This is a genomic window from Modestobacter italicus, from assembly GCF_000306785.1.
GTDB classification, from domain to species: Bacteria; Actinomycetota; Actinomycetes; order Mycobacteriales; family Geodermatophilaceae; genus Modestobacter; species Modestobacter italicus.
Map to the genome: position 1 here is coordinate 1,747,571 of NC_017955.1, position 22,839 is coordinate 1,770,409.

A 22,839-nucleotide genomic window follows, 5' to 3' on the forward strand; every position below is an offset into this window, starting at 1 on the left:
GCTCGCGGCGGGTCCCGGGAGGGGCCGGCGATGCTGACGGGCCTGCCGGGATGACCAGCGACGACCGGGACGCGGCGGTCGACGCCGCCGTCGTCGCCTCGTTCGTCGCCCGGGTGGCCGAGGTCGCCCCCCGGCTCGCCGCCGACGACGCCGTCCGCACCGAGCTCGGCGGCCGGGCCGCCGCCGTGCTGCGCGTCGCGCACGCCCGCCTGCGCGGGGGGCCGATGCCGTCCGCCCCGGCCGGCCCGGACGTCGGGGCGACCCGGGCCCGCACCGGGGTGCACCCGGCCGAGTCGCTGCGCGCGGCCGGGCTGCTGTTCCGCACGGCGCTGTCGCCGCTGGCCGCCGCCCACCCGGACCTGCCCGCCGAGCAGGTCGCCGTGGTGCTGCACGAGGTCATCGACACCCTCGTGCTGCCGGCCGCGGTGTCCTACGTCGACGTCCTGCTGGCCCGGCTCTCCGACGCCAACCGGGACGAGCGCCGGCGGGTGGCCCGCGACCTGCACGACTCCACCAGCCACGGCATCGGCGCAGCGATGCAGGGCGTCGACCTGGCCCTGCACCTGATCGCCAGCGGCCGGACCCCGGACGTCGGCCGGCTGCGCAGCACCCGCCAGGTGCTGCTGGACACCCTCAATGAGGTGCGCGGGATGGCCACCCGGCTGCGCGACGTCGTCGGGTCGCGCAGCCTGGGCCAGGCGCTGCAGGAGTACCTGGACTTCGCCGTCCCGTCCGGTCGCGAGGTCACCCTCACCGCCGCCGAGGACCACGCGCTGCCCGCCCACGTGAAGGAGGAGAGCTACCTGATCATCCGGGAAGCGGTCCGCAACTCGCTGCTGCACGCCGCCGGCGCCACCCGGCTCGACGTGGACGTCGAGGTGACCGAGGGGCGGCTGCGGGCGACGGTGGCCGACGACGGCGCGGGGTTCGACCCGGCCGCGGTCGACCGCAGCCGCACCGTCGGCCTCGCGTCGATGCAGGAACGCGCCGAGGGCCTGGGCGGGAACGTGCTGCTGCAGGCCGGGCCCGGTGGGGTCCGGCTGGCGCTGACCGTGCCGCTGGCGTCGTGACCGGCGCGCTGCCGCCGCTGCGGGTGGTCCTGGTCGACGACCACCGGCTGTTCCGGGAGAGCCTCGGCGCGCTGCTGGCCGTGCACGAGGGCATCGAGGTGGTCGCCGAGGGAGGCGACGGCGAGGAGGCCGTCCGGCTGACCCGCCAGCACCGGCCGGACGTCGTGCTGCTCGACGTGGAGATGCCCGGGCAGTCGGTGCTCACCTCGCTGGTGGAGATCCGCAGCGCCTCGCCCTCCACCCGGATCGTCGTGCTGACCATGCACGAGAACACGACGCTGGCCCGCCAGCTGCTGCTGCGCGGCGCCTCCGCCTACCTGATCAAGACGATCGGGCACCACGAGCTGGTCGCGGCGATCCGGGCCAGCACCGAGGCGGCGTCGGACATGGTGACCCTGTCGGTCTCCCGCGGCGGGCTCGCCGGGCTGGCGGCCTCGGGCGCCTCGGTGCTGTCCGCCCGCGAGCTCGAGGTGCTCACCCTGGTCTCCCGGGCCCGGTCCAACCAGGCGATCGCGACCGAGCTGCAGATCAGCGAGGGGACGGTGAAGCGGCACCTGTCCAACATCAACAACAAGCTCGGGTCGACGTCCCGGCTGGACGCCGTCCGCCGGGCCACCCGCGCCCGGCTGCTGACCCCGGGGCTGGGCGAGGACTAGCGGGGCAGCGGCCGGCCGAGCGCGTCGGCCACCGCGGCCGGGTCGCGCACCCACACGGTGAACGCCTTGTCGGTGAGCCCGTCGTCGTCCAGGTGCCGCACGCTGACCCGGCGCCGCCCGGGCCACCAGCCGCCGCGCGCCTTCGGCGTCGGCCAGCCCTCCGGGGCGCGCCCCTCGACCACCTCGGAGACCAGGACGAGCGGGACCACGCCGAAGGACGACACCTGCCGCAGCCCGGCGATGTCGGTGGAGACGGCGTGGTCGCCGATGGTGAACCGGCCGGTCGCGCCGAGCAGGACGACGACCGCCAGCCCGATCGCCAGCGGCGCCTCGCCGGCGGCCGCGGCCCCGCCGTCGCGCCAGCCCAGGAAGGCCAGCCAGACCACGACCGCGAGCACGGTCACGCCCAGCACCCAGGGCCGTGCCGGGTCGTACTGCCAGTACCGCAGCGGGCGCGGGGTGACCGTGACGTGCCGCTTGGGGCCGCGCCGGGCGAGGTAGCCGTAACTGGTCACCTGGGTGATGTGCCGCTCCCGGTCGATCGCCGCCCGGACCACCAGGGGCTCGCCGTTCTCGCGTCGGGACCGGGCAGCCATGCCGTCATCGTCCCAGAGCGGCTCCGGCCCGGTCGACAGCGCTCCGGGAGGAAGGTTAGCCTCGCCTCATGGGACTGCGACTGCCGGTCGGCGGGGTGACCGTGCTGCTGGGACCGCCGGCGGAGCGTGCCGCCGTGCTCGCCGCCCTCGACCCGGGCAGCGCCCGCTGCGCGGACGGCCATGGCGCGCTCACCGTGCTCACGGTGCGCGCCGAGGCGGGCGACGACGTGCCGGCCCGGCTGGGCGCCGTCGAGGCGGCCCTGGCGCAGGCCGCACCCGTGGTGCTGGTCGACCGGCTCACCGCCGGGCTCCGTGCCCCGGACCGGCGGCGGGTGCTCGCCGCGCTGCGCCCGGTCGCGGCGGCCGGCAGCGCGGTGCTGGTGGACGACGACGACCCGGTCGCCGCGCTCGGCACGGCCGACTCCGCCCTCCGCACCGGCACCCTCTCCGTGGAGCAGGTGCCCGACCCGCGGCTGCTGGAGCTGCTCGCGTCCTGAGTGACGCCCTGGTTCAGCGGGGGCGGTAGGTGAGGCAGTCGGCCGCGTCGGCGGCCGAGCCGACCTGCACGGAGGCCGCGGTGCACTCGAGGGCGTCGTTGTGCACGCACTCCGAGCGGTGGCAGGCACCCACCACGCCGGTGCGCTCGAGCCCGGCGCGGAAGGAGATCTCGACGAATGTGCCGCAGTGGGCGTGGTCCCCGCCGATGGTGATCGCCCCGGCGTGGCAGCCGTGGTCGGCGTTGTAGGAGCAGGAGTCCACGGTGCAGTCGTGGACCTGCGGCATGTCCTGGGTGGTGGTCATGCACAAGGGTGGCACCAGACCCTCGCGGGGGCCAGGTGCGACGAGGAGGTCCGGGTCGTCGGTACCGGGTGGGAGACTGGACGGCGTGACCCCCTCCGATCCGCCGCCGTACCGCAGCGGCTTCGCCTGCCTGGTCGGCCGGCCCAACGCCGGCAAGACCACGCTGACGAACGCCCTGGTGGGGGAAAAGGTCGGCATCGTCAGCAACCGCCCCCAGACCACCCGGCACGCCATCCGCGGGGTGGTGCACCGCCCGGCCGGCCAGCTGGTGCTGGTCGACACCCCCGGGCTGCACAAGCCCAAGAGCCTGCTGGGGCAGCGGCTCAACGACGTCGTCCGCGACACGCTGGCCGACGTCGACGTCATCGTCTTCTGCATCCCCGCCGACCAGCCGGTCGGCTCCGGCGACGCGTTCATCGCCCGCCAGCTCAAGTCGGTCTCCACGCCGATCGTCGTGGTGGTCACCAAGACCGACACGGCGAGCAAGAAGGCGATCACCGAGCAGCTGGTGGCGGCCAGCCAGCTGGTCGAGGCCCGGGAGGTCGTGCCGGTCAGCGCGGTCTCCGGTGACCAGGTCGGCCTGCTGGAGGACCTGCTGATCGGGCTGCTGCCCGAGGGGCCGCCGCTGTACCCGGAGGAGCGGACCACCGACGAGGACGTCGAGCGGCAGCTCGCCGAGCTGGTCCGCGAGGCCGCGCTGGAGAAGGTCCGCCAGGAGGTCCCGCACTCCCTCGCCGTCAGCATCGAGGAGATCGTCCGCAAGCCCGACCCACGCGACGCCGAGGCCGTGTTCACCGAGGTGCACGCGCTGCTGCACGTCGAGCGCGCCAGCCAGAAGCCGATGCTGCTGGGCAAGGGCGGCTCGACGATCAAGGCGATCGGCAGCGAGGCCCGGGTGGGCATGGAGACGCTGCTGGGCGGCCGGGTGCACCTGGACCTGCACGTCACGGTGCTGGGCGAGTGGCAGGACGACCCGAAGAAGCTCAACCGGCTCGGGTACTGACGCGATGAGCACGACACCGCAGGCGCTGTACCGGGACGAGGGCGTCGTCCTGCGCACCCAGAAGCTCGGTGAGGCCGACCGGATCGTCACCGTGCTGACCCGGCGCACCGGCAAGGTGCGCGCGGTGGCCAAGGGCGTGCGCCGGACCAAGAGCAAGTTCGGGGCGCGGCTCGAGCCGTTCAGCCACGTCGACCTGCAGCTCTACACCGGGCGGAACCTGGACATCGTCAGCCAGGCCGAGTCGATCCGCGCCTACGGGCCCGCCGTGGTCGGCGACTACCGCGCCTACACCGCCGGCACCGCCGTGCTGGAGACCGCCGACCGGCTGACGGCGGAGGAGAAGGAACCGTCGCTGCGGATGTTCCTGCTGGTCATCGGCGCGCTCCGCACGCTGGCCGAGGGGCAGAAGCCGGCGCCGCTGGTGCTCGACGCGTTCCTGCTGCGGGCGATGTCGGTGGCCGGCTGGGAACCGGCGCTCGGCGACTGCGCGCGCTGCGGCGAGGCCGGCCCGCACCGGCACTTCTCCGTCCCGGCCGGGGGCACGGTGTGCCCGTCCTGCCGGCCCACCGGCTCGGCGATGCCGAGCCCGGTCACCATCGAGCTCATGGAGGCGCTGTTGTCCGGCGACTGGGCGCACGCCGAGGCCAGCCTGGCGATCAACCGCCGGGAGGGCAGCGGCCTGGTCGCGGCCCTGCTGCAGTGGCACCTGGAGCGCGGGCTGCGGTCGCTGCCGCTGGTGGACCGCGCATGAGGCGCGAGGTCAAGGCGCCGAACCCGCACCCGTCGGGGGCCACCCCGCCGCCGATCCCGGCCGACAAGGTGCCGCACCACGTCGCGATCGTGATGGACGGCAACGGCCGCTGGGCGAAGCAGCGCGGGCTGCCGCGCACCGCCGGGCACGAGGCGGGCGAGGCGTCGCTGTTCGACTGCGTCGAGGGCGCGATCGAGCTGGGCATCGGGGCGATCAGCGCCTACGCGTTCTCCACCGAGAACTGGCGGCGCAGCCCCGAGGAGGTCCGCTTCCTGATGGGCTTCAACCGCGACGTCATCCGCCGCCGCCGCGACGAGATGCACGAGCTCGGGGTGCGGGTGCGCTGGGCCGGCCGCCGTCCGAGGCTCTGGCGCAGCGTGATCAAGGAGCTCGAGGTCGCCGAGGAGCTCACGAAGGACAACGACGTCCTCACCCTCACCATGTGCGTGAACTACGGCGGCCGGGCCGAGATCGCCGACGCGGCCGCGGCGATCGCCCGCGAGGTGGCCGCCGGGCGGCTCAAGCCCGACAAGGTCGACGAGGAGACCGTCGCCCGGTTCCTCGACGAGCCGGACATGCCCGACGTCGACCTGTTCGTGCGCAGCTCCGGGGAGAACCGGACCAGCAACTTCCTGCTCTGGCAGTCCGCCTACGCCGAGCTGGTCTTCCTGGACACTCTCTGGCCGGACTTCGACCGCCGGCAGCTGTGGCAGGCCTGCGAGGAGTACGCCAGCCGGCAGCGCCGGTTCGGCAGCGCCTGATGTTCGCCGTCACCCGGCTGCGCGTCCCGGCCGCCGACGTCCCGGCGCTGACCGCCGCCACCGGCGAGCTGCTCGCGGCGCTGCGGGCGCGACCGGGCTTCCGGGACGGCGAGCTCGGCCGAGCCGCCGACGACCCGGAGCTCTTCGCGCTGTGCACCCGCTGGGACGGCGTCGGGGCCTACCGCCGGGCGCTGTCGGCGTACGAGGTGAAGCTGGCCGGAGGGCCGGTGTGGGCGTACGCCCTCGACGAGCCCGGCACCTTCCTCACCGACTGACCGCACCCCGCCCCTGCGGAGCGTGACGCCCCGCGAGACCGGTGGCCCGGCTGCGCCCGGTCGGGCGGCCCGCGGGCCATCCTGGACACCCCGCGCCCGAGCCCCGGAGGTCGCGATGACCGACCTGCACCACAGCGACCCGGCGCCGGCCCGCCCCGCCGACGTCGACGTGCTCGTCTGGGGCACGCTCGGCGCCGGTGCGCTCGCCGCCGTCACCATGCTGGCCCTGCTGGTGAGCGGGCACGAGTCCGGCCGCGGCTTCCTCGCCGTCTTCGGCCTGCCGCTGCTGGCGCTGGCGGTCGTCGCCGCCGGCCGCCGGCTGGCCGCGGACCGCGGGCCGGGTGAGGACGCTGCAGAGCCCGGCCGACCCGGCGACTAACGTCAAGGGGTCACCCACCGACCGCCAGCCGGATGGAGCCTCCGTGCCCAGCGAGACCCCCGCCCCCACCCGCACCGCCGACCCGGCCCGCCTGGACAAGGTGGTCAACCTCTGCAAGCGCCGGGGGTTCGTCTTCCCGTCCGGTGAGATCTACGGCGGCACCCGATCGGCCTGGGACTACGGCCCGCTGGGCGTCGAGCTCAAGGAGAACATCAAGAAGCAGTGGTGGCGCACGGTCGTGCAGAGCCGGGACGACGTCGTCGGCCTGGACTCCTCGGTCATCCTGCCGCGGCAGGTGTGGGTCGCCTCGGGCCACGTCGGGGTCTTCACCGACCCGCTGACCGAGTGCCAGAACTGCCACAAGCGGTTCCGCGCCGACCACCTCGAGGAGGCCTACGAGGAGAAGAAGGGCCGGGCGCCGGCCAACGGCCTGGCCGACATCACCTGCCCCAACTGCGGGGTCACCGGTTCCTGGACCGAGCCGCGGGACTTCAACATGATGCTGAAGACCTACCTCGGCCCGGTCGAGGACGAGTCCGGGCTGCACTACCTGCGCCCGGAGACCGCCCAGGGCATCTTCGTCAGCTTCGCCAACGTGATGGGCGCCTCCCGGAAGAAGCCCCCGTTCGGCATCGGCCAGATCGGCAAGTCCTTCCGCAACGAGATCACCCCCGGCAACTTCATCTTCCGGACGCGTGAGTTCGAGCAGATGGAGATGGAGTTCTTCGTCCAGCCCGGCACGGACGAGGAGTGGCACCAGTACTGGATCGACGAGCGCACCCGCTGGTACACCGACCTGGGCATCGACCCCTCGAACCTGCGGCACTTCGAGCACCCGAAGGAGAAGCTCTCCCACTACTCGACGCGCACCGTCGACATCGAGTACCGGTTCGGCTTCCAGGGCTCGGAATGGGGCGAGCTCGAGGGCATCGCCAACCGCACCGACTTCGACCTGAAGACCCACTCGGAGCACTCCGGCACCGACCTGTCCTACTTCGACCAGGCCACCAACGAGCGGTGGACGCCGTACGTCATCGAGCCCGCGGCCGGGCTGACCCGCTCGCTGATGGCGTTCCTGGTCGAGGCCTACACCGAGGACGAGGCCCCCAACGCCAAGGGCGGCGTCGACACCCGCACGGTGCTCAAGCTGGACCCGCGGCTGGCGCCGGTGAAGGCCGCCGTCCTGCCGCTGTCCCGCAACGCCGACCTCTCGCCCAAGGCCCGCGACCTGGCCGCGGAGCTGCGGAAGAACTGGAACGTCGACTTCGACGACGCCGGTGCGATCGGCCGCCGCTACCGCCGGCAGGACGAGGTCGGCACGCCGTTCTGCCTGACCGTCGACTTCGACACCCTCACCGACGACGCGGTCACCGTGCGGGAGCGGGACTCGATGTCGCAGGAGCGCATCGGGCTGGGCCAGGTCGTCTCCTACCTCGCCGCCCGCCTCCCCGGCTGCTGAGCCACCCCGGCCGCTTGTGCGCTGCTCACCACGGTGAGCAGAGCACGAGCGTCGTCGACGTCCTCAACAGCGCGGCGGTGTCCAGGATCCGAACCGTGCCGTCGACGAGGTTGGCGCCGAGGTCGACCGTCCGGACGACGGTGTGCGTCGTAGGGACCAGTGCAGGGTCGGAGCGTGGTGACTCCCGAAGGCCCGGTGCGTCCCGCCCGCTGCCGGGTCGACCCGCATCCGACGGGGTCCAGCCGCGTGCGCACCGGCCGGACGTCGCCCCATCCGGCCCCAGCCGGGTGAGGACGGCCGCGGCTCGGCGGCGTGAGCCCGGTCGCACAGCCGGGCCGCCTACGCTGGGCTCGTGACCAGCACCCTCGAGCGCGCGACGGCGCTGCCGCCGCTGCAGCTCGGCGGGCTGACCGTCGACCCGGCCGTCGTCCTCGCGCCGATGGCCGGCATCACGAACCCGGCGTTCCGCACGCTGTGCCGGGAGTTCGGCGCCGGCCTGTACGTCTGCGAGATGATCACCACCCGGGCGCTGGTCGAGCGCAACGCCAAAACCCTGCAGATGGTGCAGGCCGCCCCCGGCGAGGCCGACGCGTTCAGCGTGCAGCTCTACGGCGTCGACCCGGCCACGGTCGGGCGCGCGGTGGAGATGCTGGTCGACGAGCAGGTCGCCGGCACCCGCCCGGCGCACATCGACCTCAACTTCGGCTGCCCGGTGCCCAAAGTGACCCGCAAGGGCGGTGGCTCCGCGCTGCCGTGGCGCCGGGTGCTGTTCCGGGACATCGTCCGCGCGGCGGTCGGCGCCGCCCGCGACGTCCCGGTGACGGTGAAGACCCGGATCGGCATCGACGCCGAGCACGTCACCTACCTCGACGCCGGCCGGATCGCCCAGGACGAGGGCGCCGCCGCCATCACGCTGCACGGCCGCACCGCCGACCAGCTCTACAGCGGTACCGCCGACTGGGCGCCCATCGCGCGGTTGGTCGAGACCGTCGACATCCCGGTCCTCGGCAACGGCGACCTGTGGGAGGCCGACGACGCGCTGCGGATGGTGGCCGAGACCGGCTGCGCGGGCGTCGTCGTCGGCCGGGGCTGCCTGGGCCGGCCGTGGCTGTTCGGCGACCTCGCCGCCGCCTTCGCCGGGTCCGCCCGCCGCACGCTGCCCAGCTTCCGCGAGGTCGCCGCGATCATGCACCGGCACGCCACCCTGCTGGCCGCCGACCAGGGCGAGGTCCACGGCTGCACCGACTTCCGCAAGCACGTCGCCTGGTACCTCAAGGGCTTCTCCGTGGGCTCGGACGTGCGGCGGGCGCTGGCCATGGTGTCCGGCCTGGACGAGCTCGCCGAGCTGCTGGACGGCGTCCCCGACCAGCCCTACCCGGAGGCCGTGCTGGGCGCCCCGCGCGGGCGGACCAGCCCACCGCGACCGGTCGCGCTGCCCGAGGGCTGGCTGGCCGACCGCGACGACCCGCGACCCCCTGCGGGTGCGGAGATGCTGGTAGGTGGCGGATGACGCAGGGCCCGTTCCTCTACGACGACGACCCGATGCCGCTGCACACCGGCACCCCGCGGAACCGCAACGGCACGCTGATCGCGCTGCTCAGCGCCACGGTGCTCATCGCCGTCCTCATGGTCGGCGGCATGGTGCTGTTCAAGGGCACCGCCGCCGAGCAGGCCGAGGAGGTGGCCGAGGTGTTCACCAAGTCGCTGGCCGCCGGTGACACCGAGACCGCCTACGGGCTGGTCTGCGACTCCGAGCGACTCCGGATCACCCCTGAGCAGCTCGCCGGGGACTACCTGCAGCCCGGCACCCCGACCGTCACCGGCTCCCGCGGCGAGCGCATTGACGACGGGCCGGTGCGCTACGTCCAGGTCCGCTGGGACGACGGCGGGACCAGCACGACGACCGAGCTCACCGTCGTCCCGGAGGGCGGCACCAAGGTCTGTGGCACCAGCGCGGGGGGCTGACGGCTCGCCGTCCCCAGGCGTCGCACCGGCGTCGGCACCGCGTGGTACCCATGACGCGTGGCAGTGGGGGCGGGGCGGCTGGTCGGCCGGGTGATCGGGGCAGCGGTGGCCGCGGTCCTGCTCATGACCGGCGCCACGGCCCTGGCCATCTGGTGGACGGCGCGGCAGGACTCCCGGCCCGGCTCCGACGCGATCGTGGTGCTCGGGTCGGCGCAGTACAACGGCGTCCCGTCGTCGATCTTCGAGGCCCGGCTCGAGCACGCGCTGGAGCTGTACGAGGAGGGTGTCGCGCCGGTGATCGTCACCGTCGGGGGCAAGGCCACCGGCGACCAGTTCTCCGAGGCCGAGGCGGGCCGGGAGTACCTGGCCGACGCCGGGGTCCCGGACGACGCGCTGCTGGCGGTCCAGGAGGGCGCGGACACCCTGGAGAGCATGCGGGCGGTGGGCACGCAGTTCGACGACCGCGGCTGGGACACCGCCGTCCTGGTCACCGACCCCTGGCACGCGATGCGCGCCGAGCGGATGGCCGAGGACGCCGGCATGGACGCCCGCAGCTCGCCCACCCGGCAGGGCCCCGCGGTGCAGACGCGCACCACGCAGTTCCGCTACATCCTGCGGGAGACGGCTGCCTACCTGCTCTACCGCGTGACCGGCGAGAGCGTCGCCGGCGCCCCGGGCATCGGCTGAGGCTGAGGAAGGACATCGTGCTGGAGCTGGGCAAGAGCGGGTCGCACGGCACCGGGAAGGGCGCCGTGCCGGTGCTCTCCGACGGTGCCGTCGTCGCGACGTTGCACGCCTCGAACTGGAAGGAGGCGGCCACGGCCGAGGTGGGGGAGCGGTCGTGGGCCTTCGGTAAGGCCGGCCGTGAGCTGACCGGCCGGTGGGCCGTCGACCCCGAGGACGCCGTCCGGCTGCGGGCGCGGCAGACGTCCTACTGGAACGGCACCTGGGCGGTGGAGCTGGACGGCGTCGCGGTGGACGTGACGTCGGCGTCGCGCTGGAAGGGCACGCACCGGTACGCCGTCGGCGGCCGGCAGCTGGCGGGGAGCGGCACGACCGGGTCCTGGAGCCCACGGCCGACGCTCACCGCGAGCCCGGACCTGTCACTGGACCACGCGGTCTTCCTGCTGTGGGTCGAGCTCGTCCTCGGCCGGCGCTGGGCCGCGGCCGCGGCGGCCGTCTGATGGCCGGCCGGGGGCGGATCCGCGCCGCGGACATCGCGACGGTCCGCGAGCGGGCCAAGATCGACGAGATCATCGGCGAGCACCTGCAGCTCAAGCGCGCCGGCGGCGGCAGCCTCAAGGGGCTGTGCCCGTTCCACGACGAGAAGTCGCCGTCCTTCAACGTCACCCCGTCGCGAAACCTGTTCCACTGCCTCGCGGGTGAGACCGGCGTGCTCACCGAAGACGGGACCATCCCGATCCGGGAGCTGGCCGGTAAGACGGTGCGCGTCCTCAACGGGGACGGCGGCTGGGTCGAGGCTCCGTTCAAGAGCTACGGCGTGCAGCGGCTGATGCGCATGACGCTCACCCGCAACGGCCGGACCAAGGTCGTCCACGCGACCGACGAGCACCGCTGGTTCGTGCCGTCCGGGGCCCTCCGGCAGCACCGCCGCGAGAAGCTGACCAAGGACCTCCAGCCCGGCGACCGGCTGTCGCACTCGTTGCCAGCAGCCCGCGAGCTCGTCGCTGCCGGCGCAGCCGCAGGCGGAGGCCGGATGGACGTCCCTGCACGTGGGACGGTCGGCGGCGACCTCGACTGGGTCGTGCAGTCGGTGGAGTGGAGCGACCGGGTCGAAGAGGTCTTCTGCGCGGAGGTGCCAGGGACCCACGCCTTCACGCTCGAGGACGACCTGCTCACCGGCAACTGCTTCGGTTGTGGGGAAGGCGGCGACGTCATCGCCTTCATCCAGAAGATCGACCACCTGTCCTTCACCGAGGCGGTCGAGCTGCTCGCCGGTCGCACCGGCGTGCAGCTGCAGTACGAGGACGACGGCGGTCGCGCCACCGCCGGCCCGAACCGGGCGCAGGCCGGGCAGCGGGCTCGGCTGGTCGCGGCCAACACCGCCGCCGCGGACTTCTACGCCGCCCAGCTGATGACCCCGGAGGCCGCGCCGGCGCGGACGTTCCTCGCCGAGCGCGGCTTTGACCGGCAGGTGGCGCTGGACTTCGGCTGCGGCTACGCCCCCGGCGGCTGGGACACCCTGACCCGGCACCTGCGCGGATTGGGCTACACCCAGGAGGAGCTGGTCACCGGCGGGCTGGCCAAGGAGTCCTCCCGGGGCACCCTCATCGACCGGTTCCACCGCCGGCTGCTGTGGCCGATCCGCGACCTCACCGGCGACGTCATCGGGTTCGGGGCGCGCAAGCTCATGGACGACGACCAGGGCCCCAAGTACCTGAACACCCCTGAGACGCCGCTGTACAAGAAGAGCACCGTCCTCTACGGCGTGGAGCGGGCCAAGCGGGACATCGCCCGCAGCCACCAGGCGGTCGTCGTCGAGGGCTACACCGACGTGATGGCCTGCCACGTGGCCGGCGTGACCACCGCGGTCGCCTCCTGCGGCACCGCGTTCGGCGCCGAGCACATCAACGTGCTGCGCCGGCTGCTGATGGACCAGGACGAGTTCCGCGGTGAGGTGATCTACACCTTCGACGGCGACGCGGCCGGGCAGGCGGCGGCGATGAAGTCCTTCAAGGAGGACCAGCGCTTCGTCGCGCAGACCTTCGTCGCGGTCGAGCAGGAGGGGCGCGACCCCTGCGAGCTGCGCCAGGCGCACGGCGACGCCGCCGTCCGCGACCTCATCGCCCGCCGGACGCCGCTGATCGAGTTCGTGCTGCGGACGACGCTGGACGGCTACGACCTGGACACCGTCGAGGGCCGGGTCGCCGCGCTGGACAAGACGGCGCCGCTGCTGGCCCAGATCAAGGACCACGCGCTCCGCCCCGCCTACGCCCGCCGGCTGGCCGGCCTGCTCGGCCTGCCCGACGAGACGGACGTCGTCGCCCGGGTGCGCCAGCTGGCCGGCGACAGCGGCGGCGAGCAGCGCCCGCGGTCCCGCCCGCGCGCCGCGCAGCGCTCCCCGGAGGACGCAGCCCGTGAGGTCGAACGGGAGGCGGTCAAGGCAGCGCTCCAGTGCCCGGAGATCGCCGGACCTGACTTCGACGCCGTGGCGCCGAGTGCGTACACCGACCCGGACTACGCGGCAGTGGCGGCCGGGGTCGCCGGCGCCGGGGGAGCGGCCGGGGCGACGACGTCCGGGCCGGCCTGGCTGGAGGAGGTCTCGGCGCACGTCGACCGGGACTCTGCGAAGGGGATGCTGACCGCGCTGGCGGTCGAGCCGATGCACAGCGTCGGGGAGAACGACCCCGGTTACGTCAACGCGCTGATGGCCCGGCTGCAGCTGATGGCCACCGACCGCGAGGTGGTGGCGGTGAAGGGCAAGCTGCAGCGCACCAACCCGGTCGAGGCGCAGGACGAGTACATGCGGGCGTTCAAGAAGCTCATCGACCTGGAGCAGCTGGCCCGGTCGCTGCGGGCGCGGGCGGCCGGCGGGCTGTGAGCCTCGTCGAGCGGGTCCGCGCCCGGTTCGCCCGGCCACCGGAGGCGGTGCGCGCGGTGGTCTCTGCGGACGCCGACGAGCGGGTGCTCGCCTGGGGCGAGCGGGTCGACGGCGGCTGGACCGTGGCGACGTCGCGCGGGCTGCGCGTCGTCCCGGCCGGGCTGGACCTGAGCGCCGCCGCCGAGGTGCCGGTGCTGCCGTGGCACGAGATCGGCAGCGCCCGCTGGAACGCCGCCGGAAGCGGCGGCACGTTCGTCGTGACGCCGCTGACGGAGGTCGAGCCGGGCGTCCAGGCGCGGCTGGCGCCGCAGCGGCACGTGCTGCGCGAGGCGGGGGAGCTCCCGGCGGTGCTGAAGAAGCGGGTGGACCAGACGGTGGTCACCAGCCAGCGGCACCCGCTGCCGAGTGGTGGTGCGGTGCTGCTGGTGGCGCGGCGGGTGCCCGGTCAGGCGGCCCGGGAGTGGACCGTGGTGTTCGACGACGACGCGGACCGTGACGACCCGGTCGCCCGCGACCTTGCGCGGGAGCGGCTGGCCGCCGCAGTCGCGGCTGACGACCCCACCCGCTGAGCAGGTGGGGTCGGGGGTCAGCGGCTGCCGGTCTCGTTCCCGATGCGGTTCTTGACGGAGCTGACGGCGGCGTCGGCGCGGGCCTGGGCCATGCCGGCGGCGCTCTGCAGGCGCGGGTCGTCCTTGGCGTGGTGGTAGGCGCGGCGGATCTGCTCGTAGCGCTCGCGACCGGCCTTCGCGCCGAGGACGTAGCCGGCGCCGAAGCCGGCGATGAAGGACAGCTTGGCCACGAGGGACCTCCTGGGTTCGGGGAATGATCACGCTACCGGGCTGTCCGACATCCGACCCGCCGAGTGCCCCCCACCTGCATGGCCCGCCGTGGGTGAGGTAATCTGGATGAGCGAACGGGCCACCACCCGTCGTTCCCTCGTAGCTCAATTGGCAGAGCATGCGACTGTTAATCGCAGGGTTATAGGTTCAAGTCCTATCGAGGGAGCCACACAGAGGCTCTGACCGGCGGGTACGCCAGTCAGAGCCTCTTCTCTGTCCAAGTCGGCTCGCGCCCTCGGCCGATCGACGCGAGACGCGCGCCAGCCGGCGCGCCGGTCAGGCCTTGTTCGGCCGGCCTGTCAGCTTGTCGCGCAGCCGGTCGACGAGGCCGACCCCCGGTCCGAGCGTCTTGTGGAACAGCTCGCTGTGCGGGGCTGACGGGTGTGGGCGAGTCGGGGCGGCCTTCTTCGCGGCCTCGACCTTGCCGCCGATTTCCACCAGTTGCTCCCGGCTCAGGTGAGCGCGCAGCAACGGGAACTGGTCGCGCTCCTCGTCGGAGACGTGGTCGCGCAGCACCGTCTCCAGGCGGCCGAGGGTCTGCAGGAACTTCGGGTCCGCCGAGTCGACGTCCTCCAGTTCCTTCATCATCTCGACGAGCTCCTGGTGCTCCTCGACGTCGTGCTGGACCCTGCTCTCGCCGTCCGGCAAGTGGTCCTTCATGGCCGGGTACACGTACATCTCCTCGGCCACCGAGTGCCGCATCAGCTCGGCGATCACGGTGTCGGCCAGGTCCCGGCGCTGCCCAGGATCAGCCCCGGGGATCTGGCCGATCAGGTCCATGACCTCGTGGTGGTCGGTGGTGAGGATGTCGACGACGTCCTGGTCGCCGGTGCTCGTGGTCATCTCGTCCCACATCCGTGCGCCTACCAGCGGAGCGCCTCTTGCTCCACGCTCTTCCTACCCCTGGCACACGCTGTCGTACCAGCCGCGCCGGACGACGCTCCACGACACCGGCGCCACGCTGGCCAGCGACGCCACCTCCTCGCGGCGCAGACCCGCGACCTGCCGTCATCCGCCGTAGTCGGGCAGCCCGACGTCGGCGGGCGTGAGCCGGGCGCGGCGGGTGGTCAGGAAGTCGCGGATCTGCGCCGTGAGGTCCATCGCGGTCAGTCCTCCGGGATGACCCGCTCGAACCGCGAGGTGTCGGCACCGTCGGGGTCCGGGCCGCCGCGGCGGCCGGTGTCCAGGGCGTCGATCCTGGCCATCTCGTCCGGCGTCAGCTCGAAGTCGAACACCGCGAGGTTCTCGGCGATGCGCGCCGGGTTCGTCGACTTCGGGATGGCGTTGCGGCCGTGCTGGACGTGCCAGCGCAGCATCACCTGGGCCGGCGTCCGGTCGTGCGCCGCGGCGACGGTGCCGATGGTCTCGTCGTCCAGGACGCTCCGCCGTTCGTCCCCGAAGCCCGGGTAGAAGGTGATGCCGCCGATCGGCGACCAGGACTGGTCGTGGATGCCGTGCTCGGCGTCCGCGGCCTGCACGTCGCGCTGCTGGAAGTACGGGTGCAGCTCGATCTGGTTCAGCGCCGGGACGATCTCGGTGCGGTCGAGCAGGGTCGCGAGGTGGTGCGGCATGAAGTTGCTGACCCCGATGGCCCGCACCCTCCCGTCCCGGTGCAGCTGCTCGAGCGCCTGGTAGGCCGCGATGGTCTTCTCGAACCGGTCCGGCGCCGGCTGGTGGAGGATCAGCACGTCGATCGTGTCGAACCCGAGCTTGCGGGTGGCCTTCTCGAAGGCGTGCAGCGTCTGGTCGTACCCGTAGTCCGAGACCCAGATCTTGGTCTCCACCACGATCTCGTGCCGGTCGACGCCGGAGGCGCGGATGCCCTCGCCCACCTGCCGCTCGTTGCCGTAGGCGGCCGCGGTGTCGATGTGCCGGTAGCCGACCTCGAGCGCGGTACGCACCGCCGCCGTCGTCTCCTCGGGCGAGCTCTGGAAGACCCCGAAGCCGATCGGCGGCAGCTGGACGCCGTTGTTGAGCGTGATCATCTCCATGCGCTCGACGTTAGGCGCGCCCTCCCGGGCCACGACAGTGACCACCAGTACCCCCCGGACGCTGGGCTCAGGCCGGCGGCCGCCATGGCTCGTCGGTGTGCGACAGCCAGACCAGCTCGGGCTCCATCGCGCGCACCAGCCGCTGGCCCTCGTCGCGCGGCTCGTCGAGCTCGCCGAACCAGACCGCCATGTCACCGCCGATGACGGCGGGCCGCCCGCCTGTCTCGACGACGACCACCTGCGAGCCCGCCGTGTGGCCGGGCGCCGGGACCAGCCGGACCCCCGGCAGCAGCTCGTGCTCGCCGTCGACCGGCACGTACTGCACGCCAGGCGCCTCGACCCACGCGCGGATCGTGTAGTCCTCCAGGCTGCGCGCGTCGTCGAGCTCGCGGCGCTGCACGTAGACGGGCTTGCCGGCGAACAGGTGGTTGCCGCCGCAGTGGTCGAAGTGCAGGTGCGTGTTGACGACGAGGTCGATGCCAGCCAGGTCGAAGTCGGCCTGCTCGCTCAGCGGGACCAGCCGCGGGTCCAGGTCCGCCCCCGCCGGGTGCAGCTCGGTCATGCCGGTGTCGACGAGCACCCGCCCGTCCGGGTGGTCGATGACGTGCACGTAGACCGGCATCAGCTCGCCCTCGGCGACCAGGTGCGCCACGAGGACCGGCGTGATGGTCGGGGTCGGCATCCCGCGTGTCGCTTCCTCACCCTGCACTGGTGTGGCCATGCTCCCTCGTTCCCCTGGACGTCGATGGGCGGTTCTCAGCGCTACGACTGCGGAGCTGCAGAGAACTCATCGGCGCACGCGCGCGGAGGCGCCGACGACGAGCGGGTTCAGCAGCACCGCGTCCTGCGCGGCCGCCTGCGCCCGCAACCGCTGCTCGAAGGTGTCGGGCCCGATCTCGGCTGCCGTCGCGACGCCGGTCCGCTCGATCACCGGCAGCAGGCTCGTGAGGTCGCCGGCGACGATCGACCAGCCGACGGCGTCGCCGCCCCGCTCGGCCGGGGCGGCGGAGGTGAGCACCGGGTCGGGCAGCCCAGCCGCGGCGAAGACCGCGGCCAGCCGCAGGGCCATGTCGACCGGCCGGCCGGCCCGCCGCAACGTCTCGAGGAGCCACCCGAGGTACGCCGTCAGCAGGGGCAGCTCCGGCAGCGCGCCGCGGGTGGTCAGCGCGACGTCGGCGAAGGCGACGATCCCGCCCGGCCGCACCAGCTCCGCGGCTCGAACGACCGCGGCGACCGGGTCGGGCAGGTGCATCAGGATGAACCGGCCGACGATGGCGTCCAGCGGCTCGGCCGGCGCCCAGTTGAGCACGTCGCCCTGCTCGAAGGTGACCGTCGCCAGCTGCTCGTCCGCCGCCCGGCGGCGGGCCCGCTCGAGCGGTCGGACGGCGTCGTCCACCCCCACCACCGAGCCGGTCGGCCCGACCCGCCGCGCGGCAGCAAGTGCGACGTCGCCGGGGCCGCACCCCAGGTCGGCCACCCGCATCCCGGGCCGCACCCCGGCGGCGTCCAGCCAGGCGCCGGTCAGCGGGCCGTACACCCGGGAGATGGCGGCCAGCCGGGCCATCTCCGGATCGGTCGAGCCGAGGACGTACTCGGAGGCGGGGTCGACAGCGTCGTCGTCCATGCCGGTCCATGCTGGCCCGGCCGGGCAGCCACGTCACCCCTCCGGTGCGCGGGCTCCGTCACGGCTCCACGAGGTAATTCTGCCACGTACCGGGGACGCCCTTCAGCTGCGCGGCACCCCGCTCCCGGAACCGGAGCCCGGAGCCCGCCACCAGGTCCTTCACCGTGCTGGACGTGAGCACCTCCCCGGGGCCGGCCTCGGCCGCGATGCGCGCGCCGATGTGGACGGCGATGCCGCGCACCGTGCCGTCGACCAGCTCGACCTCGCCGGTGTGCACCCCGGCGCGCGTGGCGAGCCCCAGTGCGCGCACCGCCTCGGCGACCGCGCAGGCGCAGCGCACCGCCCGTGCCGGACCGTCGAACGTCGCGAAGAAGCCGTCTCCTGCCGTGTCGACCTCCAGGCCCCCGAAGCGGTCCAGCTCCCGCCGGACCACGGCGTTGTGCTTCTCCAGCAGCTCGTGCCAGGCCCGGTCGCCGAGCTCAGCCGCCTTCTCCGTGGAGCCGACGATGTCGGTGAACAGCACGGTGGCGAGCCTGCGGTCCGGGTCCGGCCCGCGGCGGACCCCGGTCAGGAAGACCTCGACCTCGTCGAGCAGCCCGTCCACGTCGCCCAGCCAGGGCAGGTGGTCGTCGCCCGGCAGCTCGACGTACCGGGCGTGCGGGATCTGGTCGGCGATCCAGCGCGACTCCTCGGCGCTCACCCCGTGGTCGTCCCGCCGGCAGAGCACCAACGTCGGCGCGGTGAGCGCCGGCAGCAGCGAGCGCGTGTCGATCTCGGTGTTCATCCGGTTGAGCGCCACCGCGGCGCCGGGGCTCGCTCTGCGGCGGAAGAACGTCGCGATCCGGCGCATCAACGCCGGGTCACCGACCGCACCGGGCGCGAGGTCGGCCAGCCCCATGTCACCGGACCACTCCCGCTCCAGCATCACGCGCTCCTGCTCGCGCTCCTCCGGCGTCGGCGCCCAGGGGTAGTCGGGGCTCCAGACGCGCTTGACGAAGGTCGCCGCCAGGACCAGGGCGCGGACGCGCTCGGGGTAGGTGGCGGCGAACAGGATGCTGAGGTTGCCGCCCTCGGAGGCGCCGAGGATCGCCGCGGTCGTCGAGCCGGCCGCCTCCAGGACCGCCCGGACGTCGTCCATCCGCTGGTCGAGGTCCGGCAGGTTCTCGATCGGGACCGCGTCGGAGAGCCCCGTGCCGCGCTTGTCGAACAGGATCAGCCGGGAGAACGAGGCCAGCCGGGTGAGGAACCGCGCGTACTCCGGGACCTCCCAGCTCATCTCGAGGTTGGAGACCCAGCCGGGCACCCAGAGGAGGTCGAACGGCCCCGTGCCGACCACCTGGTAGGCGATGTTGACGCCGCCGCTCCGCGCGTAGCGGGTCGTCGGCATCGTCACGGCTCCACTGTGCTCGGCCCCGTCCGGACCGACAAGCACCGTTCAGCCCTCCAGCAGACCCGCCTCGTGGGCGAGGATCGCCGCCTGGGTGCGGTTGGTCAGGTCGAGCTTGGTGAGCAGCCGGGAGACGTAGGTCTTCACCGTCGCCTCGCTCACGATCAGCCGCCGGGCGAGGTCGGCGTTCGACTCACCCGTGCCGAGCAGCCGCAGCACCTCCTGCTCGCGGTCGGACAGGGTCGCCACCCGCTGCAGCGCCGCAGCCCGGCGCGGGGCGGCTCGACGGTCGACGTAGGAGTCGATCAGCGTGGCGGTGACGGCGGGGGAGAGGGTGGCCGTGCCGTCGGCGACCGCCCGCACCGCCGAGGCGATCTCCCGCGGCGGGGTGTCCTTGAGCAGGAAGCCGGCGGCGCCCGCCGCCAGGGCCGCGTACACGTACTCGTCGACGTGGAAGGTCGTCAGGACGGCGACCTGCGGCGGGTCGGGCAGCGCGAGGATCGCGCGCGTCGCGGCCAGCCCGTCCATCCCCGGCATCCGGATGTCGGTCAGCACGACGTCCGGGCGCAGCTCGCGGGCGGCCGCGACCCCTGCCGCGCCGTCCCCCGCCTCGCCGACGACCTCGAACCCGCCGACGGACTCGAGCACCGTCCGCAGGCCGAACCGCACGAGCTCCTCGTCGTCGACCAGCAGCACCCGGATCGCGCTCACGTCGGCAGCACCGCCTCGACCTCGAACCCGCCGTCCAGTCGTGGGCCGGTGGTCAGCCGGCCGCCCAGGGTGCGCACCCGCTCACCCAACCCCACCAATCCGTAGCCGCCGCTCGGCGCGCCGTCCGCCGGCGCGGGCGGGGGACCGTTGGTGACGCGGACGACCAGCTCGCCCTGCCGCCGCTCGACGCACACCCGCACCGCCGCACCGGGGGCGTGCTTGCCGGCGTTCGTCAGCGACTCCTGGACGATCCGGTACGCCGCCCGGTCGGCGACCGGGTCGACGGCGGCGGCACCCTCGGGCGGGCCGGTCAGCTCCACCACCATCCCGGCGTCCCGGGACTGGGCGACCAGCGTCGGCAGGTCGGCCACCCCCGGCTGCGGGCCCAGCGGCGCGGCCTCGTCGCCGTCCTCGGCGCGCAGGACGCCGACCATCTGGCGCAGCTCGTCGAGCGCCTGCCGGCCGGCCGTCTGCACCTGCCCGGCCAGCTGCTGGACGCGGTCCTGGTCGGCTGCGGCCATCTCGATGGCACCGGCCTGCAGGACCATGAGGCTCACCCGGTGGCCGACGGCGTCGTGCATCTCCCGGGCGATGCGGGTCCGCTCGGTGAGGACGGCGTCGCGGGCCAGCAGCTCGCGCTCGGCCTCCGCCTTCTCGGCACGGTCGCGCAGCGCAGCCAGCAGCAGGGCGCGGGTGCGCACGTACACCCCGACCGCGCCGGGCAGCAGCACCAGCACCGCGCCGCCGAGCCACCGGCTGACCTGCTCACCGGCCTCGCCGCCGGCCCACGGCTGGGCGACCACGACCGTCCCGGCCACCGCCGCGACGCACCGGACCGGCCAGCGCCCGTCGTACCGGCCCACCGCGTAGGACAGCGGCGTCAGGGCGCCGTTGATCGCCGGGGAGAGCACCGACAGGACGGCGCTGAGCAGGAACGGCAGGAACGGGGCCCGACGGCGCAACGTGAGCAGCAGGAGGAAGGTGACGGCGGTCAGCGCGGCGAACACGGCCACCGACACCGGCCCGCGGTCGCCCGTCGCGGCGCCCGCGCTGACCGCTCCCGTGCTCAGCACCGCGATGGCGACCTCGAGCACCACCCCGCGCGTGCGGAGACCCGGCCAGATGCGCGCCCGGAGCCCCATGCGCGGAGCGTATGTCGGCCGCGGCGCCACCCGGGTCGGCCGATCGGCTCGACACCGATCGACCTTCGGATGACAGCCGCCCACCGATGTGCGACCGGATGTCTGGTCCTCCGGGCGACGCGGCCGCCGCCCCCTCCGCGACAGGGTCTCCCCAGCGACCGGAGAGGCCGGTCGAGCCGCGGAGGACCTCATGATCACAGTCAGCGGACTGACCAAGCAGTACGGCGGGCGCACCGTCGTCGACGACGTCTCGTTCGCCCTCGAGCCCGGCACGGTGACCGGGTTCCTCGGGCCCAACGGCGCCGGGAAGACGACGACGATGCGCATGCTCGCCGGTCTGGTGCCGCCCACGTCCGGCTCGGCCCTGGTGGACGGGCGGCCCTACGCGGCCCTGCCCAACCCGGGCGCCGTGATGGGCACGCTGCTGGACGCCGCCGCCGTCCACCCCGGCCGGACCGGCCGCACCCACCTGCGGCTGATCGCGGACGCGCTCGGTGTGCCCGCCGCCCGGGTCGACGAGGTCCTCGAGCTGGTCGACCTGACGTCGGCCGGGCACCGGCGGATCAAGGGCTACTCCCTCGGCATGCGGCAGCGGCTGGGCATCGCCGCCGCACTGCTGGCCGACCCGCCGGTGCTGGTGTTCGACGAGCCGGCCAACGGGCTGGACCCGGAGGGCATCCGCTGGATGCGCTCCCTGCTGCGCGACCACGCCGCCCGGGGCGGCACGGTGCTGCTGTCCAGCCACCTGCTCGGCGAGGTCGAGCACACCGTCGACCGGCTGCTGGTCATCGGCGGCGGCCGGATCGTGGCCGACGGGCCGGTGGCCTCGCTGCTGGGCACCGACGGCGTCTCCGTCCGCGCCGCGGACGCCGGCGCCCTCGCCGGCGCGCTTTCCGCCGCGGGCTTCGCGGTGGCGCACGGAGCCGACGGTGCGCTGGTCGTCTCCGGTGCCTCGCCGGCCGACGTCGGGGCCGTCGCGGCCGCCGGCGGTCACGCGCTCACCGACCTCCGGCCGCTGCAGCGCGGCCTGGAGGACGTCTTCTTCTCCCTCACCGCCGCCTGAGCTCCTCCCCACCCCCACCCTCGGAGATCCCCATGACCACCGCCGTCCTCCCCACCTCCCGTCCCGTCGTCGCCCGCCGGTCGAGCGCCTCGCTGCCCGCCCAGGTCGGGTTGGAGGTCCGCAAGTCGCTGTCCACCCGGTCCGGCGTCGCGCTGGTCGCCGCCGCGGCGCTGCTCGCCCCCGCCGCGATGTCGGTGGCGGTCGCCTCCTCCGCCGGGCCGCTCAGCTCACCGACCGGCCCCGTGGTGGTGACCGGCATGCTGTCGGTGCTGGTCCTGCTCGCGCTCGGGGTGCTGTCCACGGCTGGTGAGTGGACCCACGGCAGCGTGCAGACCACCTACCTGCTCGAGCCCCGCCGGTCCCGCGTCCTGGTGGCCAAGGCCCTGGCGGTGGCCGCGGTCGGGGCCGTCGTGGCGGCGGTCGCCGCGGCGCTGGCGACCGGGGTGCTGGCGCTGTTCGGGCCGTCGGTGCCGTTCGACGGCGTCGGGCGGGCGCTGCTCGTGGTGGGCATCGCCGGTGCGGTGTTCGCGCTCATCGGCGCCGGGGTCGGCGCGGCGCTCGGCAACACCCCGGGCGCGCTGACCGGCGTCTACCTGCTCAACCTCGGCGTCCTGCCGCTGCTGCAGACGTTCCAGCCGGCGCTGGCCGACGACGTCGACCCGGGCAACGCGGTGCTCGACCTGGCGCAGGCCGACGACCAGGCGCACGCGGTCACCGTCCTGGTCGTCTGGGTGGCGGTCGCCCTGGTCGCCGGCGCGGCGATGACCCGCCGCCGCGCGGTCCAGTAGCCGCCGGGACCCCTCC

Annotated in this window: 27 protein-coding genes and 1 tRNA gene; 18 read left to right on the forward strand and 10 right to left on the reverse strand. The window is 74.1% G+C overall.

The genetic code is table 11. From position 1 onward, the window contains the following. Positions 1-50 precede the first annotated feature (50 nt). Both MODMU_RS08480 and MODMU_RS08485 read left to right on the forward strand, forming a co-directional pair. On the forward strand, positions 51-1,070 hold the full coding sequence (locus MODMU_RS08480) for a sensor histidine kinase (protein WP_014739808.1): 1,020 nt from the start codon (positions 51-53) through the stop codon (positions 1,068-1,070). Continuing rightward, positions 1,067-1,726, forward strand: a complete 660-nt coding sequence (locus MODMU_RS08485) for a response regulator (RefSeq protein ID WP_014739809.1) — start codon at positions 1,067-1,069, stop codon at positions 1,724-1,726. The genes MODMU_RS08480 and MODMU_RS08485 overlap by 4 nt, the downstream gene beginning before the upstream one ends. Here the strand turns inward: MODMU_RS08485 and MODMU_RS08490 are convergent. Continuing rightward, on the reverse strand, positions 1,723-2,322 hold the full coding sequence (locus MODMU_RS08490; RefSeq protein WP_014739810.1) for a hypothetical protein: 600 nt from the start codon (positions 2,320-2,322) through the stop codon (positions 1,723-1,725). The genes MODMU_RS08485 and MODMU_RS08490 overlap by 4 nt on opposite strands. Before the next feature lie 68 nt (positions 2,323-2,390). Here MODMU_RS08490 and MODMU_RS08495 point away from each other — a divergent pair, with 68 nt between their 5' ends. Continuing rightward, positions 2,391-2,819: a hypothetical protein gene (locus MODMU_RS08495; RefSeq protein WP_014739811.1), complete on the forward strand. Its 429-nt coding sequence runs from the start codon at positions 2,391-2,393 to the stop codon at positions 2,817-2,819. Positions 2,820-2,832: 13 nt separating this feature from the next. On the opposite strand, the gene MODMU_RS08500 is transcribed toward MODMU_RS08495, so the two are convergent. Then, positions 2,833-3,123, reverse strand: a complete 291-nt coding sequence (locus MODMU_RS08500) for a DUF1540 domain-containing protein (RefSeq protein ID WP_014739812.1) — start codon at positions 3,121-3,123, stop codon at positions 2,833-2,835. An 85-nt stretch (positions 3,124-3,208) separates the two neighbouring features. Between MODMU_RS08500 and era the strand changes: the two genes are divergently transcribed. The 12 genes from era (at position 3,209) to MODMU_RS08560 (ending at position 13,847) form a co-directional block, all read left to right on the forward strand. After that, the gene (gene era, locus MODMU_RS08505; protein WP_014739813.1) at positions 3,209-4,126 is read left to right on the forward strand and encodes a GTPase Era; all 918 of its coding nucleotides are present in this window, start codon (positions 3,209-3,211) and stop codon (positions 4,124-4,126) included. Between the two features lie 4 nt (positions 4,127-4,130). Beyond that, positions 4,131-4,877, forward strand: a complete 747-nt coding sequence (gene recO / locus MODMU_RS08510; protein WP_014739814.1) for a DNA repair protein RecO — start codon at positions 4,131-4,133, stop codon at positions 4,875-4,877. After that, on the forward strand, positions 4,874-5,638 hold the full coding sequence (locus MODMU_RS08515; protein ID WP_014739815.1) for an isoprenyl transferase: 765 nt from the start codon (positions 4,874-4,876) through the stop codon (positions 5,636-5,638). The genes recO and MODMU_RS08515 overlap by 4 nt, the downstream gene beginning before the upstream one ends. Continuing rightward, a complete protein-coding gene (locus tag MODMU_RS08520; RefSeq protein WP_014739816.1) occupies positions 5,638-5,913 on the forward strand; it encodes an antibiotic biosynthesis monooxygenase family protein in 276 nt (91 codons plus the stop codon). Before MODMU_RS08515 ends, MODMU_RS08520 begins: the two co-directional genes overlap by 1 nt. A gap of 115 nt (positions 5,914-6,028) precedes the next feature. Beyond that, on the forward strand, positions 6,029-6,292 hold the full coding sequence (locus MODMU_RS08525) for a hypothetical protein (protein WP_014739817.1): 264 nt from the start codon (positions 6,029-6,031) through the stop codon (positions 6,290-6,292). A gap of 43 nt (positions 6,293-6,335) precedes the next feature. Beyond that, positions 6,336-7,751: a glycine--tRNA ligase gene (locus MODMU_RS08530; protein ID WP_014739818.1), complete on the forward strand. Its 1,416-nt coding sequence runs from the start codon at positions 6,336-6,338 to the stop codon at positions 7,749-7,751. A 352-nt stretch (positions 7,752-8,103) separates the two neighbouring features. Continuing rightward, positions 8,104-9,261 (forward strand): tRNA dihydrouridine synthase DusB, encoded by a 1,158-nt coding sequence (gene dusB / locus MODMU_RS08535; protein ID WP_014739819.1) that lies wholly within the window; start codon positions 8,104-8,106, stop codon positions 9,259-9,261. After that, positions 9,258-9,716 (forward strand): Rv0361 family membrane protein, encoded by a 459-nt coding sequence (locus tag MODMU_RS08540; protein ID WP_014739820.1) that lies wholly within the window; start codon positions 9,258-9,260, stop codon positions 9,714-9,716. Before dusB ends, MODMU_RS08540 begins: the two co-directional genes overlap by 4 nt. A gap of 57 nt (positions 9,717-9,773) precedes the next feature. Beyond that, positions 9,774-10,403 (forward strand): YdcF family protein, encoded by a 630-nt coding sequence (locus tag MODMU_RS08545; protein WP_231851817.1) that lies wholly within the window; start codon positions 9,774-9,776, stop codon positions 10,401-10,403. 17 nt (positions 10,404-10,420) lie between these two features. Beyond that, positions 10,421-10,900: a hypothetical protein gene (locus MODMU_RS08550; RefSeq protein ID WP_014739822.1), complete on the forward strand. Its 480-nt coding sequence runs from the start codon at positions 10,421-10,423 to the stop codon at positions 10,898-10,900. Then, positions 10,900-13,278: a DNA primase gene (gene dnaG, locus MODMU_RS08555; RefSeq protein WP_014739823.1), complete on the forward strand. Its 2,379-nt coding sequence runs from the start codon at positions 10,900-10,902 to the stop codon at positions 13,276-13,278. Before MODMU_RS08550 ends, dnaG begins: the two co-directional genes overlap by 1 nt. Next, positions 13,275-13,847, forward strand: a complete 573-nt coding sequence (locus MODMU_RS08560) for a hypothetical protein (RefSeq protein ID WP_014739824.1) — start codon at positions 13,275-13,277, stop codon at positions 13,845-13,847. Before dnaG ends, MODMU_RS08560 begins: the two co-directional genes overlap by 4 nt. Before the next feature lie 17 nt (positions 13,848-13,864). On the opposite strand, the gene MODMU_RS08565 is transcribed toward MODMU_RS08560, so the two are convergent. Further along, the gene (locus MODMU_RS08565) at positions 13,865-14,077 is read right to left on the reverse strand and encodes a hypothetical protein (RefSeq protein WP_014739825.1); all 213 of its coding nucleotides are present in this window, start codon (positions 14,075-14,077) and stop codon (positions 13,865-13,867) included. A gap of 133 nt (positions 14,078-14,210) precedes the next feature. Here MODMU_RS08565 and MODMU_RS08570 point away from each other — a divergent pair. Further along, positions 14,211-14,286: transfer RNA gene (locus MODMU_RS08570), tRNA-Asn, on the forward strand. 107 nt (positions 14,287-14,393) lie between these two features. Here MODMU_RS08570 and MODMU_RS08575 read toward each other — a convergent pair. The 7 genes from MODMU_RS08575 to MODMU_RS08605 all read right to left on the reverse strand — a co-directional run bounded on the left by MODMU_RS08575 (position 14,394) and on the right by MODMU_RS08605 (position 20,972). Further along, complete coding sequence (locus tag MODMU_RS08575; RefSeq protein WP_166503433.1) at positions 14,394-14,960, reverse strand: hemerythrin domain-containing protein; 567 nt, start codon at positions 14,958-14,960, stop codon at positions 14,394-14,396. A 263-nt stretch (positions 14,961-15,223) separates the two neighbouring features. Beyond that, on the reverse strand, positions 15,224-16,108 hold the full coding sequence (locus MODMU_RS08580; protein ID WP_014739827.1) for an aldo/keto reductase: 885 nt from the start codon (positions 16,106-16,108) through the stop codon (positions 15,224-15,226). Between the two features lie 67 nt (positions 16,109-16,175). Further along, positions 16,176-16,790, reverse strand: coding sequence for an MBL fold metallo-hydrolase (locus MODMU_RS08585; RefSeq protein ID WP_014739828.1), 615 nt, complete (start codon positions 16,788-16,790; stop codon positions 16,176-16,178). Positions 16,791-16,895: 105 nt separating this feature from the next. Continuing rightward, entirely contained in the window at positions 16,896-17,732 is an 837-nt protein-coding gene (locus MODMU_RS08590) for a class I SAM-dependent methyltransferase (protein WP_014739829.1), read from the reverse strand. Positions 17,733-17,790: 58 nt separating this feature from the next. Beyond that, positions 17,791-19,119: an adenylate/guanylate cyclase domain-containing protein gene (locus MODMU_RS08595; RefSeq protein ID WP_041796260.1), complete on the reverse strand. Its 1,329-nt coding sequence runs from the start codon at positions 19,117-19,119 to the stop codon at positions 17,791-17,793. A 48-nt stretch (positions 19,120-19,167) separates the two neighbouring features. Further along, the gene (locus MODMU_RS08600; protein WP_014739831.1) at positions 19,168-19,830 is read right to left on the reverse strand and encodes a response regulator transcription factor; all 663 of its coding nucleotides are present in this window, start codon (positions 19,828-19,830) and stop codon (positions 19,168-19,170) included. Further along, positions 19,827-20,972 carry a sensor histidine kinase gene (locus MODMU_RS08605; protein WP_014739832.1) on the reverse strand — a complete coding sequence of 382 codons (1,146 nt, stop codon included), beginning with the start codon at positions 20,970-20,972 and terminating at the stop codon, positions 19,827-19,829. The genes MODMU_RS08600 and MODMU_RS08605 overlap by 4 nt, the downstream gene beginning before the upstream one ends. A 190-nt stretch (positions 20,973-21,162) precedes the next feature. On the opposite strand from MODMU_RS08605, the gene MODMU_RS08610 reads away from it, so the two are divergent. Together MODMU_RS08610 and MODMU_RS08615 are read left to right on the forward strand one after the other, a co-directional pair. Further along, the gene (locus MODMU_RS08610; RefSeq protein WP_014739833.1) at positions 21,163-22,035 is read left to right on the forward strand and encodes an ABC transporter ATP-binding protein; all 873 of its coding nucleotides are present in this window, start codon (positions 21,163-21,165) and stop codon (positions 22,033-22,035) included. A gap of 32 nt (positions 22,036-22,067) precedes the next feature. Beyond that, a complete protein-coding gene (locus MODMU_RS08615) occupies positions 22,068-22,823 on the forward strand; it encodes an ABC transporter permease subunit (RefSeq protein WP_014739834.1) in 756 nt (251 codons plus the stop codon). The last annotated feature ends 16 nt before the right edge of the window (positions 22,824-22,839 follow it).

Coding starts and splice junctions, on each gene's coding strand:
- MODMU_RS08480 (WP_014739808.1), top strand. CDS start 51: ATGACCAGCGACGACCGGGACGCGGCGGTCGACGCCGCCGTCGTCGCC.
- MODMU_RS08490 (WP_014739810.1), bottom strand. CDS start 2,322: ATGGCTGCCCGGTCCCGACGCGAGAACGGCGAGCCCCTGGTGGTCCGG.
- MODMU_RS08495 (WP_014739811.1), top strand. CDS start 2,391: ATGGGACTGCGACTGCCGGTCGGCGGGGTGACCGTGCTGCTGGGACCG.
- MODMU_RS08500 (WP_014739812.1), bottom strand. CDS start 3,123: ATGACCACCACCCAGGACATGCCGCAGGTCCACGACTGCACCGTGGAC.
- recO (WP_014739814.1), top strand. CDS start 4,131: ATGAGCACGACACCGCAGGCGCTGTACCGGGACGAGGGCGTCGTCCTG.
- MODMU_RS08515 (WP_014739815.1), top strand. CDS start 4,874: ATGAGGCGCGAGGTCAAGGCGCCGAACCCGCACCCGTCGGGGGCCACC.
- MODMU_RS08520 (WP_014739816.1), top strand. CDS start 5,638: ATGTTCGCCGTCACCCGGCTGCGCGTCCCGGCCGCCGACGTCCCGGCG.
- MODMU_RS08525 (WP_014739817.1), top strand. CDS start 6,029: ATGACCGACCTGCACCACAGCGACCCGGCGCCGGCCCGCCCCGCCGAC.
- MODMU_RS08540 (WP_014739820.1), top strand. CDS start 9,258: ATGACGCAGGGCCCGTTCCTCTACGACGACGACCCGATGCCGCTGCAC.
- dnaG (WP_014739823.1), top strand. CDS start 10,900: ATGGCCGGCCGGGGGCGGATCCGCGCCGCGGACATCGCGACGGTCCGC.
- MODMU_RS08575 (WP_166503433.1), bottom strand. CDS start 14,960: ATGACCACGAGCACCGGCGACCAGGACGTCGTCGACATCCTCACCACC.
- MODMU_RS08580 (WP_014739827.1), bottom strand. CDS start 16,108: ATGGAGATGATCACGCTCAACAACGGCGTCCAGCTGCCGCCGATCGGC.
- MODMU_RS08585 (WP_014739828.1), bottom strand. CDS start 16,790: ATGCCGACCCCGACCATCACGCCGGTCCTCGTGGCGCACCTGGTCGCC.
- MODMU_RS08590 (WP_014739829.1), bottom strand. CDS start 17,732: ATGGACGACGACGCTGTCGACCCCGCCTCCGAGTACGTCCTCGGCTCG.
- MODMU_RS08595 (WP_041796260.1), bottom strand. CDS start 19,119: ATGCCGACGACCCGCTACGCGCGGAGCGGCGGCGTCAACATCGCCTAC.
- MODMU_RS08605 (WP_014739832.1), bottom strand. CDS start 20,972: ATGGGGCTCCGGGCGCGCATCTGGCCGGGTCTCCGCACGCGCGGGGTG.
- MODMU_RS08610 (WP_014739833.1), top strand. CDS start 21,163: ATGATCACAGTCAGCGGACTGACCAAGCAGTACGGCGGGCGCACCGTC.
- MODMU_RS08615 (WP_014739834.1), top strand. CDS start 22,068: ATGACCACCGCCGTCCTCCCCACCTCCCGTCCCGTCGTCGCCCGCCGG.